14 protein-coding genes and 2 pseudogenes are annotated in these 13,885 nt (G+C 65.1%); 8 read left to right on the top strand and 8 right to left on the bottom strand.

Annotated features, from left to right (window positions below; genetic code table 11):
• The first annotated feature begins 2,250 nt into the window (after positions 1–2,250).
• Positions 2,251–2,700 carry an ester cyclase gene (locus X742_RS146525; RefSeq protein ID WP_023774038.1) on the top strand — a complete coding sequence of 150 codons (450 nt, stop codon included), beginning with the start codon at positions 2,251–2,253 and terminating at the stop codon, positions 2,698–2,700.
• A gap of 61 nt (positions 2,701–2,761) precedes the next feature.
• On the opposite strand, the gene X742_RS146530 is transcribed toward X742_RS146525, so the two are convergent.
• Together X742_RS146530 and X742_RS146535 are read right to left on the bottom strand one after the other, a co-directional pair.
• Positions 2,762–3,292 carry a hypothetical protein gene (locus X742_RS146530; RefSeq protein ID WP_051407678.1) on the bottom strand — a complete coding sequence of 177 codons (531 nt, stop codon included), beginning with the start codon at positions 3,290–3,292 and terminating at the stop codon, positions 2,762–2,764.
• 127 nt (positions 3,293–3,419) lie between these two features.
• A complete protein-coding gene (locus tag X742_RS146535; RefSeq protein WP_023774036.1) occupies positions 3,420–3,746 on the bottom strand; it encodes a DUF1330 domain-containing protein in 327 nt (108 codons plus the stop codon).
• A 176-nt stretch (positions 3,747–3,922) separates the two neighbouring features.
• On the opposite strand from X742_RS146535, the gene X742_RS146540 reads away from it, so the two are divergent.
• The 5 genes and pseudogenes from X742_RS146540 to X742_RS1000000174900 all read left to right on the top strand — a co-directional run bounded on the left by X742_RS146540 (position 3,923) and on the right by X742_RS1000000174900 (position 7,382).
• Positions 3,923–4,615 (top strand): helix-turn-helix domain-containing protein, encoded by a 693-nt coding sequence (locus X742_RS146540; protein ID WP_023774035.1) that lies wholly within the window; start codon positions 3,923–3,925, stop codon positions 4,613–4,615.
• A 64-nt stretch (positions 4,616–4,679) separates the two neighbouring features.
• The gene (gene ada, locus X742_RS146545; RefSeq protein WP_023774034.1) at positions 4,680–5,798 is read left to right on the top strand and encodes a bifunctional DNA-binding transcriptional regulator/O6-methylguanine-DNA methyltransferase Ada; all 1,119 of its coding nucleotides are present in this window, start codon (positions 4,680–4,682) and stop codon (positions 5,796–5,798) included.
• A 5-nt stretch (positions 5,799–5,803) separates the two neighbouring features.
• Positions 5,804–6,031 carry a hypothetical protein gene (locus X742_RS146550; protein ID WP_023774033.1) on the top strand — a complete coding sequence of 76 codons (228 nt, stop codon included), beginning with the start codon at positions 5,804–5,806 and terminating at the stop codon, positions 6,029–6,031.
• Positions 6,032–6,167: 136 nt separating this feature from the next.
• Positions 6,168–6,602: pseudogene (locus X742_RS1000000176760) on the top strand (methylated-DNA--[protein]-cysteine S-methyltransferase); the annotation flags it as partial.
• A 36-nt stretch (positions 6,603–6,638) separates the two neighbouring features.
• Complete coding sequence (locus X742_RS1000000174900; RefSeq protein WP_023774032.1) at positions 6,639–7,382, top strand: 2OG-Fe(II) oxygenase; 744 nt, start codon at positions 6,639–6,641, stop codon at positions 7,380–7,382.
• Positions 7,383–7,514: 132 nt separating this feature from the next.
• Here the strand turns inward: X742_RS1000000174900 and X742_RS146560 are convergent, their stop codons facing one another.
• Positions 7,515–8,441 carry a LysR family transcriptional regulator gene (locus tag X742_RS146560; RefSeq protein WP_023774031.1) on the bottom strand — a complete coding sequence of 309 codons (927 nt, stop codon included), beginning with the start codon at positions 8,439–8,441 and terminating at the stop codon, positions 7,515–7,517.
• A gap of 185 nt (positions 8,442–8,626) precedes the next feature.
• Between X742_RS146560 and X742_RS146565 the strand changes: the two genes are divergently transcribed.
• Together X742_RS146565 and X742_RS01000000170465 are read left to right on the top strand one after the other, a co-directional pair.
• On the top strand, positions 8,627–9,541 hold the full coding sequence (locus X742_RS146565; protein ID WP_023774030.1) for an alpha/beta hydrolase: 915 nt from the start codon (positions 8,627–8,629) through the stop codon (positions 9,539–9,541).
• A gap of 113 nt (positions 9,542–9,654) precedes the next feature.
• Positions 9,655–10,237, top strand: a pseudogene (locus tag X742_RS01000000170465) (alpha/beta fold hydrolase).
• A 44-nt stretch (positions 10,238–10,281) separates the two neighbouring features.
• On the opposite strand, the gene X742_RS146570 reads toward X742_RS01000000170465, so the two are convergent.
• The 5 genes from X742_RS146570 to X742_RS1000000172895 all read right to left on the bottom strand — a co-directional run bounded on the left by X742_RS146570 (position 10,282) and on the right by X742_RS1000000172895 (position 13,816).
• On the bottom strand, positions 10,282–11,214 hold the full coding sequence (locus tag X742_RS146570; RefSeq protein WP_031248219.1) for a sigma-70 family RNA polymerase sigma factor: 933 nt from the start codon (positions 11,212–11,214) through the stop codon (positions 10,282–10,284).
• Complete coding sequence (locus X742_RS146575; RefSeq protein WP_023774028.1) at positions 11,211–11,741, bottom strand: dihydrofolate reductase family protein; 531 nt, start codon at positions 11,739–11,741, stop codon at positions 11,211–11,213. The genes X742_RS146570 and X742_RS146575 overlap by 4 nt, the downstream gene beginning before the upstream one ends.
• Positions 11,742–11,743: 2 nt before the next feature.
• Complete coding sequence (locus X742_RS146580; protein ID WP_023774027.1) at positions 11,744–12,682, bottom strand: alpha/beta hydrolase; 939 nt, start codon at positions 12,680–12,682, stop codon at positions 11,744–11,746.
• A gap of 104 nt (positions 12,683–12,786) precedes the next feature.
• A complete protein-coding gene (locus tag X742_RS146585; RefSeq protein WP_051407677.1) occupies positions 12,787–13,632 on the bottom strand; it encodes an SDR family oxidoreductase in 846 nt (281 codons plus the stop codon).
• Positions 13,568–13,816 carry an NmrA family NAD(P)-binding protein gene (locus X742_RS1000000172895; RefSeq protein ID WP_198019232.1) on the bottom strand — a complete coding sequence of 83 codons (249 nt, stop codon included), beginning with the start codon at positions 13,814–13,816 and terminating at the stop codon, positions 13,568–13,570. Before X742_RS1000000172895 ends, X742_RS146585 begins: the two co-directional genes overlap by 65 nt.
• Positions 13,817–13,885 lie beyond the last annotated feature (69 nt).

Below are 13,885 nucleotides of genomic sequence, written 5' to 3'. Positions count from 1 at the left end.
CCGCTCCAGCGGTTCGGGCCGGTGCAGCAGAAAACCCTGACCGAACTCGACGCCCATATCGCCCAGCATGGCCACCGTGTCCTGCCGCTCGATCTTTTCGCCCACCACGGTGCAACCGAGGCTGCGGGCAATGCTGGTGATGGCCAGCACGATCTCGCGATCGAAGCGGCTTTCGGTGACGTGTTCGATGAAGGAGCCATCGATCTTGATCGCGTCGACCGGAAAGCGCCTGAGATATTCGAACGAACTCATGCCGGCGCCGAAATCGTCGAGGCTGACCCGGCAGCGCCGCTCGCGCGCCTTGCGCACGAACGCCTCGGCCGCATCGAAATTGGTGACGGCGGCGGTTTCGGTGATCTCGAAGCCGATACCGAAATGCGGCGTCCCGGTTTCCTCGATGACCCGGTCGACAAAATCCCATAGTCCCGGGTCGCTCAGCGTCTGCGCCGACAGGTTGAAGCCGAGCGTGATCGCGCCGGACTTCATCGCCGCGCCGTGCCGAGACAGCGCGGTGCGGATGATCCAGCGGTCGAGCCGCGCGGCAACGCCGAAGCGCTCCGCCGCCGGAATGAACTCGCCAGGCGGGATCAGCCGGCCACCCTGTCCGGCAAGCCGCGCCAGCACCTCGACATGGCGGCTCTCTTCCCAGGGCCTGCCCAGCAGGTGGATCTGCTGGCCGAACAATTTCAGCCTGCCGTCATCCATGGCGTCGACCGTGTCGGCTGCGAGCCGAGCCGCGTTGAGGCCGACCGAACCGGAGACGGCATCGGTCGAAAACAGCGCGAAGCGATCGCGCCCGGCGGCCTTGGCCGCGTAGCAGGCATCGTCGGCGCAGGCCAGCGCGTCGGCAACCGTGGTGGCACGGTCGCGGACGATGGTGATGCCGATGCTGGCCGCCAGCCGGCGCGACGTCGCGGCAAGGCCAAGATCGGCGTCGCGCACGGCCGCCAGGATGGCGGCGGCCAGACCTTCTGCTTGCACGGCGTCGCAATCGGGCACCATCAGGGCAAACTCGTCGCCGCCGAGCCGCGCCGCATGCGCCGATGGCGGCAGGCAGCGGCCGATACCCGCCGCGACGCTCTTCAGCGCCAGATCGCCCGCGGCATGGCCGGCGAAATCGTTGAGGGCCTTGAAGTAGTCGAGGTCGACATAGAACACCGCCAGCGGCACGCCAGTGGTGATGTGGTGGGCGAGCAGCCGGTCGAAGGCGGCGCGGTTCCAAAGGCCGGTCAGTGCGTCGTGTCGGGCGGCGAAGGCAAGCTCCTGTTCGCGCAACTTGTCCTCGGTGATGTCGCGCACGGTGCCCAGGACCTGGCCCGCGGCACCGGCGGCGGCGATGAAGCGCAGCAGCGAATCGACATGGCGGATCTGGCCGTCGCGCTTGATAATGCGGTACTGCGCGGCGATGACGCCGTCGCTTTCCAACGGCACCCTGTGGGCGCGTTCGGCGGCGTCCTTGTCGTCGGGATGCAGGTAGCTGTGCCAGAGATCGGCCGTCACCTCGTCGGTCACTGCGACGAGGCCGAATATCTCTCTTGTGCGCGCGTCCCAATAGCTCTTGTTGGTAGCAATGTCGTAGTGCCAGATACCGGTGCCGCTGGCGGCGAGCGCCAGGCGAAAGCGGATATTGACCTGTTCGAGCGCGGCTTCGGCCGCCTTCTGCTTGGAGATGTCGGTCNTCCCTACACGACGCTCTTCCGATCTGCCTCGGTCGAGCACCCAAACCCAATGGCCCTGCTTGTGCTTGAGCCTGAGTTCGGTCTCGATGGCGTCGGTCAGCCCGGCAATGTGGCGGTCGCCACTGGCCTGCGCCCGTTCCCGATCGTCGGGATGGGTAAGCTGCAGCCACAGGTCACTGGTATTGGCGAGTTCGCCCTCCTCGTAACCCAGCATTCGCGCCCAGGTCGCCGAATAGAAGCAGTCGCCGGTGCTGAGATCCCAGTCCCAGACGCCAAGATGGGCCCGCTCCAGGGCCTTGGCCCAAAACGCTCCGCTGCGACTTTTCTTACCCTGACCCGCCATCGTCCGTTCCGCCACCCCCGCCCCTGGGCAATCTGCGGCAAAACCAGAGAAGAAACCGTTACCGGGCCGCGGAAGGGCGGAATGTCCACCCTCCCGGCGACGATCTTGGCATCAGCCTTTTGATTGGCGGGCAAGAACCGGAGTTTGGCGCGCCTCGATTGATCATAGGAATGGCCGTGTTCACCAGCCAGTCCGGTGATCGCGAAGCAAGACAAAAAGGACCTCCCAATGACCAAGCAGGAAGACAACAAGGCCGTCGTAATCAGATGGTTCACCGACTTCTGGGGTGAAACCTGCGACCTCTCCGTCGTCGATGCCGTCGCCGCCCCCGATATGCTGCTCAAATACTCGCTGCACGAGCCGCGCCGCGGGCGCGCCGACATCAAGGCATTCATGACCGATTTTCGTGCAGCCTTCCCGGATCTCAACTTCTGGGCCACCGCCGATCTCATCGCCGAGGGCGACTACGTCGTCGGCCAGTGGGAAGGGGGCGGCACGCATACCGGCCCGGCCTTCGGCGATTTTCTCATCGGTTCGCTGCCCGCCGCGACGGGCCGCACGATGCGCTTCACCGGCACCACGGTGCTCAAGGTGATCGACGGCAGGATCGTCGAGGAAATCGGCCTCGACGACGGCGTCGCCGCCCTCACCCAGCTCGGGCTGATCAAGACCGCCTGAGAAACTTCACCCAGAATCGAGACTTCGGCCAGGCGGCATTGGCGCCGCCTGGCTATGCCGCTTACTGGCTCGGCGCCATCGCGTGTTCGCACGACACTTTCGGGTTCATGTCGGCGAACGTGCCGGTCGGGTTGCCTTTCCAGGCCCAGACATGCAGTTCGTAGAACTCACCCAGGCCATAGCGATTGGGCGCGCTGTTGAAGTTGAACAGCTGTCCCTCGAGCGACGCCGGCCCCTTCGAGGTGATGTATTCGACCGCCACCAGCTTCAGCGTGCCGTCGGCCATCGGCTCGTACATCACCGCTTCGGGACGGGCGATGTCGATCTTGTCGTCCTTCAGGTACCCGCCATTGACATAGTGGATGCCCATGGCGCCGCCGGTGATACCGCTGGCGCAGGGAATGGGCGCATAGCCTTCCGCCGTCGCGGCGTTGACGTCGAGAAACCGGCTGTTGGCGGCCCGCACCTTTTCGGCCAGCGGATTGGCACCGGACGCGGTTTCGGCCGCCTCCTGATGCGCCTGGGCAAAGGTGGTGCAGACGGCCAGAATGGCCCCTGCCACGAAAAGCCCGTTGCGAAAATCGCGTATCATGTTTGTTCCATTCTTCTTGAAAAAGCACAGCGGGCCGGCCGCCGAAAATACGGAGGCCCGGCAGGCAAGCGCTGTGACTGTTGTTGCCTGGTGACCCCGGATACGGTGCAAGGAATGCCGGGAGAGATCATCCCTTCGGCAGATACGGGATCGTTCCTGCCAGATCGGTGTCGTCGATCAGCTGGAAACGGCTGTCGCTGCCGCCCTGGCGGGCCGAAACGAAAGGCGCGTAGGCCGGATCGTCGGTGAAGGCGCGCGCCGCCGCTTCCGACGGGAACGCCATCAGGGCGATCAGCGTGGTGTCGAGCGGCTTGCCTTCGAGCGTCTTCACATTGCCGCTGCGCGACAGATATTTGCCGCCATGCTTGTGGACGAGGTCGTGCACCGAGGCGGCATAGGCCGGCACCCATTTCGGGTCCTTCATCTTGATATCGGCGATAACGTAAGCAGTCATTGTCGTCTCCTGGTTGCGGCGCACAGGGATATCCCGTGCAACCGTCCAATGGGTTCGCATGGCGGGGCCCGAGCCGACCAGTCCGCGATCTGTACTGGGCCGGTACAGTTTCTGTACTCGCCGCTTCAATCACGAAGGACTAATGTTCTCCCAAGGTTCGAGGGAGAGGCACGGTCATGACCCAGCACGGATACAAACAGTTCTGCCCGCTATCGATGGCCGCCGAGGTGCTGTGCACCCGCTGGACGATGGTGCTGATGCGAGAGCTTGTGGCCGGTTCGACCCGTTTCAATGACTTGCGCCGGGGCGTGCCCAAAATGTCGCCGACCCTTCTGTCGCAACGGCTTAAGGAGCTTGAGCTGGCAGGAATCGTCGAGCGCAAGGAGGTCCTGGGAGAAAAAGGAATCTTCGACTATCGGCTGACGGAAGCCGGCCGCGATTTGCGCCCGGTGGTCGAGGCGATGGGCTTCTGGGGCCAGAAATGGGTCGAATCCAGGCTGTCGCTCAAAAACCTCGATCCGTCGCTGCTGATGTGGGACATGCGGCGCAATTTAAACCCCTCGCCGCTGCCCGAGGGACGCACGGTGATACAATTTCTGTATCAGGAACTCCCCGCCTCCAAACGCTCCTGGTGGCTGATCGTCGAAAAGCACGGCGAAGTCGACCTGTGCTGGTACGATCCGGGCTTCGACGTCGACCTCTATGTCTCGACCGACCTGCACACGATGACGGCGATCTGGATGGGAGTGCTCACCGTCGAGAAGGCCGGTGCGAAGGTCACCCTGACCGGCGACCAGGCCATCGGCAGGAAAATGCAGGCCTGGCTGGGGCTGAGCCCGTTCGCGGTGGAACCCAAACGCGCGGCGTAGGAACGCGCGGGCCCTGTCAGGAAACGGGTGGCGAGGCCGGCTTTTGGCGGCTTCAATGCCGGCCATGTTCATCGCCCTGGCCAAACATCTGCAACCCGCGCCGCTGCCGGTCGCCCACGATCCGCGCTGGACCCGCATCGTCGCGCGCGACAAGTCGGCCGATGGCGCGTTCTGGTATTCGGTGGCGACAACCGGCGTCTATTGCCGGCCCTCCTGTCCGTCGCGGCGCGCCAACCCCGCCAATGTCCAGTTGCACGACACTTTGCAGGCGGCGAAGGCGACAGGCTTTCGCCCATGCCGGCGCTGCAATCCGGACGGCCCTTCGCTCGAGGCCGCCAACGCCGCCATGGTCGCCGATGCCTGCCGCAGGATCGAAGAGAGCGAGGACGAACCGCCACTTGCCGAACTGGCTGCCGCCGCCGGCCGCAGCCCCGGCTATTTCCACCGCGTCTTCAAGGCGATCACCGGGCTGACACCGAAGGACTATGCCGCGGCACGGCGGGCCGCCCGCGTCCGCCAGGGTCTCGAGGACGGCGCCAGCGTGACGGCGGCAATCTATGACGCCGGCTTCAATTCGAGCGGGCGTTTCTATGAAAAGTCCACCGGCATGCTCGGCATGACGCCGACGCGCTACCGTTCCGGCGGCACCAACGAGGACATCCGCTTCGCCGTCGGCGAATCCTCGCTCGGTGCCATCCTGGTCGCGTCGAGCCGAAAAGGCGTCGCTTCGATTCTGCTCGGCGACGATCCCGACGCGCTGGTGCGCGACCTACAGGACCGCTTCCCCAAGGCCCGGCTGATCGGTGGCGACCGCGACTACGAGGCGCTGGTCTCCCGCGTCGTCGGTTTAGTCGAGGCGCCGGCGCTCGGTCTCGACCTGCCGCTCGACGTGCGCGGCACCGCGTTCCAGCAGCGCGTCTGGCAGGCCTTGCGGGACATCCCGGCTGGCCGCACGGTTTCCTATGCCGAGATCGCCGGCCGTGTCGGTGCTCCCAAGGCGACCCGCGCCGTCGCCGCCGCCTGTGCCGCCAATGCCCACGCGGTCGTCATCCCTTGCCATCGTGTGATCCGGAAGGATGGCGCCCTGTCGGGCTATGCCTGGGGCGCCGAGCGCAAACGCGCGCTGCTCGACCGCGAGGCCGGCGAGGCTGCTGACAATGCCCACCGGTCCTCGCGGGCCTGACCGCAATGCGCGCGATGGCCAGGTCTTCCACCGCCGGTGCGAACGGTCAGGTCGCCAACGGCGCTGCCGTCAGCCTGGAGGACGCGAAGGCGCTGGTGTTGGCTGCCATTGGCGAGCTTGTCGAGGATGGCAAGGCCGAGTGGCGCCGCATGGCGACCGGCGAGTTCGAGCTGCGGCTGATATCAGGCGAAGTTTTTTTGCTGGGCGAGATCGGCGTCACCCGTGTCGCATGAGGGTGGTCAAAAACCGCACTCGACGGCACCTGCTTTCGCCGTTCAGCCCCCAGGGATTTGAATTTGAAAGCAAGCACCGGAGTGAGGAACATCAGGCACATGGCTAGGGTTCAGGCACACAGAAGGAGTGAAGGCAATGAACCACATGCAACCCGATCTCAAGGCGACAGCCGCCAGCGTCGTCCTCGACACCATCACCTATGCCATCGGCCAGTCGGCGCTTGGGAACATCCTGGCGGCGCGCGGCCCCATCGGCGTCTGCGCCATCCTCATCGGCTCCGACGCCGGCACGTTGCGGCAGGACCTCGCCAACCGCTTCCCCGGCAGGGTGCTGCTCGAAGACGCGGCCTGCCTGCGCGATGATCTCGCGGCGATAGCGCGCTTCATCGAAACGCCCGGCGCGGGTCTCGACCTGCCGCTCGACATGCGTCACGGCACGCCCTTCCAGCAGCGCGTGTGGGAGGCGCTGCGCGCCATCCGGTGCGGTGCCACGGTCACCTACACCGCCCTTGCCCGGCGCCTCGGCATGCCGGACGGCGCCCGCGCCGTGGCGACTGCCTGTGCCGCCAATGCCATCGCGCTCNTTGCTGGAAAGGGAGGCCGCGATATGAACGCCGACGCCAAGGTCGCGCCATCGCTGATCGAAGCCGCCGAGACACGCATCGCCGCCTATGATTGGCCGGCGCTCGCCACCGAGCTCGACGGCTTCGGCTGCGCGGTGATGGAAAAGCTGCTCTCCGCCGATGAGTGCCGGCAACTCGCCGGCCTCTATCCACAGGAGCAGCATTTCCGGAGCCACATCCATATGGCCAGGCATGGTTTCGGCAAGGGCGAATACCGTTATTTCCGCTATCCCTTGCCCGATCTGGTCGGCGGCCTGCGCGGCGCGCTCTACCCCAGCCTGGCCGAGGTCGCCAACCGGTGGAACGAGCGCATGGGCGTCGCCACGCGCTACCCCGCCACGCATGCCGCGTTTCTCGACCAATGCCATGCCGCCGGCCAGGTCAGGCCGACGCCGCTTTTGCTCCAATATGTGCCCGGCGACTTCAACTGCCTGCACCAGGACCTCTATGGCGACCTCGCCTTCCCGCTGCAGGTGGCGATCCTGCTTTCCGAGCCGGGCGAGGATTTCACCGGCGGCGAATTCGCTTTGACCGAACAGCGGCCGCGCATGCAGAGCCGGGTCGAAGTGGTGCCCTTGCGCCAGGGCGATGCGGTGGCCTTCGCGGTCCACAACCGGCCGGTGCAGGGCACGAAAGGCAATTACCGCGTCAACCTGCGCCACGGCGTCAGCCGCCTGCGCTCAGGCATGCGCCACACGATCGGCATCATTTTTCACGATGCGAAATGAGCGCCGGCTCAAGCCTCCCAATAGGGCGGATCGCCAAAGGCATCGCGCAGCCATGCGGTCAGCGCGCGCAGTTTGGCGGAACCGNGTCAGCCGCCTGCGCTCAGGCATGCGCCACACGATCGGCATCATTTTTCACGATGCGAAATGAGCGCCGGCTCGAGCCTCCCAATAGGGCGGATCGCCAAAGGCATCGCGCAGCCATGCGGTCAGCGCGCGCAGTTTGGCGGAACCGCGCCTGTCCTCGGGACAGGCTATATAGATGGCGGCTCCTTCAGGCTCGGCGCCGACATCGATGACCGTCAATCGCCTGTCGGCGATCTCGGTCCGGATGAAATAGGCGGGGAGCAGTGCCAGGCCGAGGCCGGCAAGGGCTGCGTCGCGCATCAAAATCCCATTGTTGACGCGCAGCGCGGTTTGCGGGCGGATCGTCACCAGCCGCCGCGAAATCTTGAACCGCCAGTCGGCTGCACCCCGGATGGAAAAGATGATGCCCTTGTGGCGTTTCAGCTCGTCGGTGGTCGCCGGCCGTCCGAATCGCTCGACATAGTCCGGTGAGGCGACCAGGAAGCGACGGCTGGAAGCCAGCTTCCTGACGATGACGGGTCCGTCATCGACGATCGGCCCATGACGCACGATGGCATCGTAGCCATCGGCCACTATGCTGACGAAACGATCGTCGAGATCGAGCGTCAGCTCAACCCCCGGGTACCTGGCGAGGAAGCCATACAGCGCCGGGCCGAGATGGAGAATGCCGAAACTTGTCGGCGCCGATATCCTGAGCGGTCCGGCGAGTTCGCCGCGCTGTTCGGCTATTTCGGCTTTGGCCTCGACCACCTCCTGCATGATGCGCTTGGCGCGTTCGTAAAAGCCTCGCCCCGCTTCGGTGATCGAGAGTTTGCGGGTGGTGCGGTCCAGCAGCTTTGTGCCGAGGCCGCGTTCAAGCTCCGACAGCCGTTCGCTGATGACGGATTTGGACAGGTTCATGCGCCTGGCCGCCTCGGTGATCGAACCGGATTCCGCGACGGCGACGAAGGCGGCGGCGGATTCGAGCTTCAGCATTGTTCGGCTTTCCCGAATTCACAATCAGGCGACCGACGCCTAACGAAATCAAGGACATGGTGTCATAGTTCACAAAACCGCGATACCGCGGTGATAGAGCAATTCCAGGAAAAGTGCGTAGCGGTTTTCCGTCCGGAAGTTGCGCAGAACAAAGATTCCAAAACAAAATCTCCAGGAGTGATTTCATGTTTCGTCCTTTGGTCATCGTGCTCGGGTTGTTGGCAATGAGTGTCCCGGCTTCGGCCCGCGTGGTCGCTTTTCCTGCCAGTTTCAAGACGCAGACGATCAAGACCAACGGCACCAGCCTGCACGTCCGCGTCGGCGGAAAAGGTCCGGCGGTTGTACTCCTGCATGGCTTCGGCGATACCGGCGACATGTGGGCTCCGGCCGCGATAGCCCTGATGAAGGATCACACGGTGATCGTGCCGGACCTGCGCGGCATGGGCCTTTCGGCGCACCCGGACAGCGGCTACACCAAGAAGAACCAGGCGGTCGACATCGCCGGCGTGATGGACGCGCTGAGGGTCGACAAGGCCGATCTGGTGACACACGACATCGGCAACATGGTCGGCTATGCGCTAGCCGCGCAGTATGCGAAGCGCATCACCAAATGGGTTGTCATTGACGCGCCGTTGCCGGGCATCGGCGATTGGGACAAGATCAAGCAAAGCCCGCTTCTGTGGCACTTCAACTTCCGCGGCCCCGATATGGAGCGGCTGGTCGCAGGCCGCGAGCGCATCTACCTCGACCGCTTCTACAATGAACTGTCGGCCGATCCGAAGAAGATCGACGAGGCGACGCGCGTCCACTACGCAAAACTCTATGCGCGGCCGCATGCCATGCATGACGCCTTCGAGCAGTTCAAGGCATTCGACGAGGACGCCATCGACAACCAGGCGATGCTTTCCACCGGCGGCAAACTGCCCATGCCGGTGCTGGCGGCCGGCGCGGAGAAATCGGCAGGCACGACACAGGCCGACGTCCTGCGGTTCGTTGCGTCGGACGTGACGGGCGCCATCGTGCCAGCGTCCGGCCATTGGATCATGGAGGAAAACCCGGATGCCACCGTCAGGCTGATTACAGATTTCCTCGCCAAGTAACAGCACGGCTTCAGCGACCACTGCGCCCAGCAAGGGTGCGGCCCTTCGCGACGATGGGAGACGTTCTATTCCGCTAACGCATTTTCCTGGCTCGCTCTGGGAACCGCGTTCTCCTGACGGCGACAGCACCGGCGTCAGCCGCCGATGTTCCAAAGAAAACGGTCGTCCTGGTGCATGGCGCCTTCGCCGACGGCTCGAGCTGGAGCAAGGTCATTCCCTTGCTGGAGGCCAAGGGGCTCAATGTGGTGGCGGTGCAAAATCCGCTGAGCTCGCTTGCCGCCGATGTCGGCGCAACCAAGCGCGTCATCGATGCCCAGCAGGGGCCGGTCATTCTGGTCGGCCATTCCTGGGGCGGTGTCGTCATCAGTCAGGCGGGCGTGGACGACAAGGTCAAGGCGGTGGTCTACGTCGCCGCCTTCGCGCCGCCAAAGGGCCTGTCGGTGAACGATCTTGGCGAGGGCCAGCCGGCACCTGATCGCCGCCACGCAAGGTCCGCCCTTTGCCGGCATTTTTGACGAGAAGCTCACTGCCGCCGCCTACGAGACCAATCCGAGCTTCTACATCGTCACCAGTCATCATGGCATGATACCGCCGGCTGCCGAAGCGGCGATGGCCAAGGCGATCGGCGCTGAGGTGACCGAGCTTGCGACCAGCCACGTCGCCATGCTCGCTAAGCCCCGCGAAGTCGCTGGGTGAAGTAGGCAGAGAAACGATACCGGCGAGGAGACAGGATAAATCCATTACCCCTCCGCGTTTGCCATCTCCAGCATCCATGGACACGCGTAGTAATCGGCAATGCTGTCGATCACCCCGCCCGTGGCGCCGATCCGGACCAGATACGCCTGCCGCCAGACCTCGCCATATTGCCTGTCGACGACCAGCACCATCTCCCCTTCGAACGTGCCTGGCCGCATGCGCCAGGGCAGTTCGCTGCGCTCATATTCGACGAAGTAGGGCGAAGCCGAGAGCAACCCGCTGTAGCAATCCGACACCTGCAGGCGTGCATCGGCGCTGGTCAGTGCCCGCACACCGTCCCAGTCCCTGGCGTTGAAGAGCGCGACATAGCGATCAAGCAGCCGCTCCAGTTCGGGATCGTGTGGCGGTGCCGCTGCCGGTTGCGCGGGTAGATCGGCGAGCTTGGCGCGGCCGCGGCTGAGCGCCGACTTGACGCCGCCCGGTGTCGAGCCGACCAGCTCCGCGATCTCCTCCAGCGAGTGGTCGAAGACATCCTTGAGCAGCACGCAGGCACGCTCCTTCGGTGGCAGATGCACCACCAACCGCTCGATGGCGCGGCCGGCGCCCGGACCGGCCGGCTCGACCGGCTGCACCATGTCGTCGCCGCCGTAGAAGGCTTCGGCCGCGTGCCGCGTGCGGCGATTGCGGATGAAATCGATGCACCTGTTATGCGCGATGCGGAAAAGCCACGGCCGGAGCGCCCGCGCATCGTCGAGCAGCTCGATCTTGCGATAGGCCTCGAACAGCGCCTCCTGCATGATGTCCTCGCCATCCAGCGCCGAGCCGGTCATGCGCGCGCAATAGCCATGCAGCCTGGCGCGCAGATGCGAAACCGTCTCCAGGAACGCGGCGTAGCGCACGTCGAACACGCGGTCGGACCCGGGCCAGGCCCGCATACCTTGCGCCGTGTCGGGGGATTTGCGGATCTGCTGGTTCATCGCGGCACATAGGTCAGCGTCACCACGCCATTGGCAAAACGGTGCGTGTCGACCAGTTCGAGATCGATCGGCCCGACGTCGTCGAAGGCGCGCTTGCCGTGCCCGACCCATGTCGGCACGATCGACAGATGATACTCATCCACCAACCCAGCGGAAAGCAAGGTGCGGTCGAGTTGCGACACGCCATATTTCAGGATGTCGCCGCCCGGCTGGCGTTTCAGCGCCGCGAGCGCCTCGGCGACGTCGCCCGTGATCAGCGCGGCATTCCACGACACCGTCTTCAGCGTCGTCGAGGCAACCAGCTTCTTCAGGCCGTTGATGCGGTCCATGTACGGACCCCTGGCCCCAGGCCAGCGCGCGAAGAACATCTCGTAGGTGGCGCGGCCAAGCAGGAAGAACTCGACGTTCGAAAGCGCCTGCAAGGCGTGCTCCACATTGTCTCCGACGAAGAATGGCGAGGCCCACGTCATCGGCGCCTCGATGACGCCATCCAGGGAGACGAAACTCGATACGATCAGCCGCCGCATGCTCACGCAGCCTTTTCGCTGGTCTTCTCACCGGCGGCCGGCAGCCCCAGTCTCGGCCGTACCCACGCGGCGAAGCGGGCAATGGCGTCGTCGGCCTCCGGCGCCCGCCCTGCCATCATCTGGAAAGAGTGGAGCATGCCGTCAAAGACGTCGAGCCGCGTCTCGACCCCCGCCTGCCTCGCCCGCTCGGCGAACATCCGGCTTTCGTCGGCCAGCGCCTCGTCGGCGCCGGCCTGCAGGAAGACGGGCGGAAAGCCTGAGAGGTCGGCGTAGAGCGGGCTGACTTCGGGATCGCGCCGATCGGCATCGCCGATGAAATTGGCCGCTAGCCAGTCGACGGCTTCCCTGGCGAAGGCCGGATCCCTGTCGCGGTTGGTCTCGTAGCTGGCGCCCGTCAACGCCATGTCGAACCAGCCGGAGATGATCAGCGTGGCGACGGGCAGTGGCCGCCTTTGCGCGCGCAGCCGCTGCAGGACGCCATAGGTCAGCACCGCGCCGCAGGAGTCGCCGGCGATCACGATCCGCTTGGGGTCGAAGCCTTGGTCGACGAGCCAGTCCCAGGCCGATGTCGCGGCTTCGAGCTGGGCCGGATGCTTGGCTTGGTGCGCCAGCGGATAATCGTAGAGCAGCGCCCGGCAGCCGATAGCCTTGGCGAGATGGCCGACCAGCTTGCGGTGGGTGTAGATCGAGCCGCCGATGAAGCCGCCACCATGCGCATAAAACAGCACCCGCTGCTCGTCGGCGCCCTTCGGCACGACCCACATCGCCGGCACGCCGCCGGCATCGACCTCGATGTAATCGACGCCGCCCGGCTCGCCGGTCAGCGCCGTCCAGTGCATATCGTTGTGGTCGATGATGGCCCGCGGGCTGGTCAATTTGCCTGCATTCGCCGCGAGCGCGGCGTAGTGGTTCCTGTTTGCCTGACTTTGCATGCTCGCCATGACTGTTTCTCCGTTGCTGCCGATCGCGGTCCGGCGCGACCTTCAGGCAAGAGACGGACGGGCAGGTAAAAAGGATACGTGCCGACCTGCTTTTTTTCGGCGGCCTACGCCCCGCCCCGCAACATCGCCGCGTGGCGTTGGGCGAATTCGACGAACGGCGTTGCGCGCACGCCGAACATCTCGTGAGTGGCAAGATGCACCCGCGATTTCGGCCGCCGCAGCCGCTCGGCCAACTGCTCGTCCAGTGCATCGGCGAAGTCGGCGGGAACGCCGGCGGCCAGCAGGTTGCGTCGGCGGTCCTGCGGGCTGATGTCGACATAGCGGACCGGCTTGCCTATCGCCTGCGAAATCCGCGCCGCGATATCGCTCATCGTCAGCGCCTCGGGTCCGGTCATGTCGAGGCTCTCGCCTTCATGGCCGCCATCGCGCAGCAGACGGGCGGCGACCTTGGCGGTATCCTCGACATCGACCGGCGACAGTTCGGTGCCGCCAAGCGCCAAATAGAAAGCGCCTTCGGCGGCGATGGTCGGCGCGTCGCGCAGATAGACTTGCATGAACTGGCTGGGGCGCAGATGCGTCCACGCCATGCCGGCTCCTTCGAGATAGCGCTCGACCTCTTCATGCATGCGTGTGAAGCGGAACTTCGTCGCGTCATAGCCGATGTTGGATTCGGCACCGGAAAACTTCACCACATGCGCGACGCCGGCCTGCTTGCAGGCGTCGATAAAACGGCACTGCGTCTCGACCATGTCTTGCGCGGCGGTCGAAATCATCAGCACGCGATCGACACCATCGAGGGCCGCGCCAAGCGTCTCCGCCCGCCGCATATCGCCCTCGGCCAGCTCGACGCCGGCAAGTCCGCCGAGCCCTGCCGCGGACGCCCGGTCAAGATCGCGAACCAGCGCCCTCACTTGATGCCTCTGCCGCGCGAACTCGCGCACGATTGCCATGCCGNAGCGTCTCCGCCCGCCGCATATCGCCCTCGGCCAGCTCGACGCCGGCAAGTCCGCCGAGCCCTGCCGCGGATGCCCGGTCAAGATCGCGAACCAGCGCCCTCACTTGATGCCTCTGCCGCGCGAACTCGCGCACGATTGCCATGCCGTTCAGGCCGGTGGCGCCTGTCACCAGGATCATCTGTCTCTCCATTCAGAATTGATGCGGCCGCCCTTCCGGCGACCCACCTAGAAGACGAAGAGAAGCGGG

The sequence above is a fragment of the Mesorhizobium sp. LNHC229A00 genome (assembly GCF_000502415.1).
In the GTDB taxonomy this organism is placed as follows: domain Bacteria; phylum Pseudomonadota; class Alphaproteobacteria; order Rhizobiales; family Rhizobiaceae; genus Mesorhizobium.
This window is presented reverse-complemented; position numbering and strand designations above follow the sequence as displayed.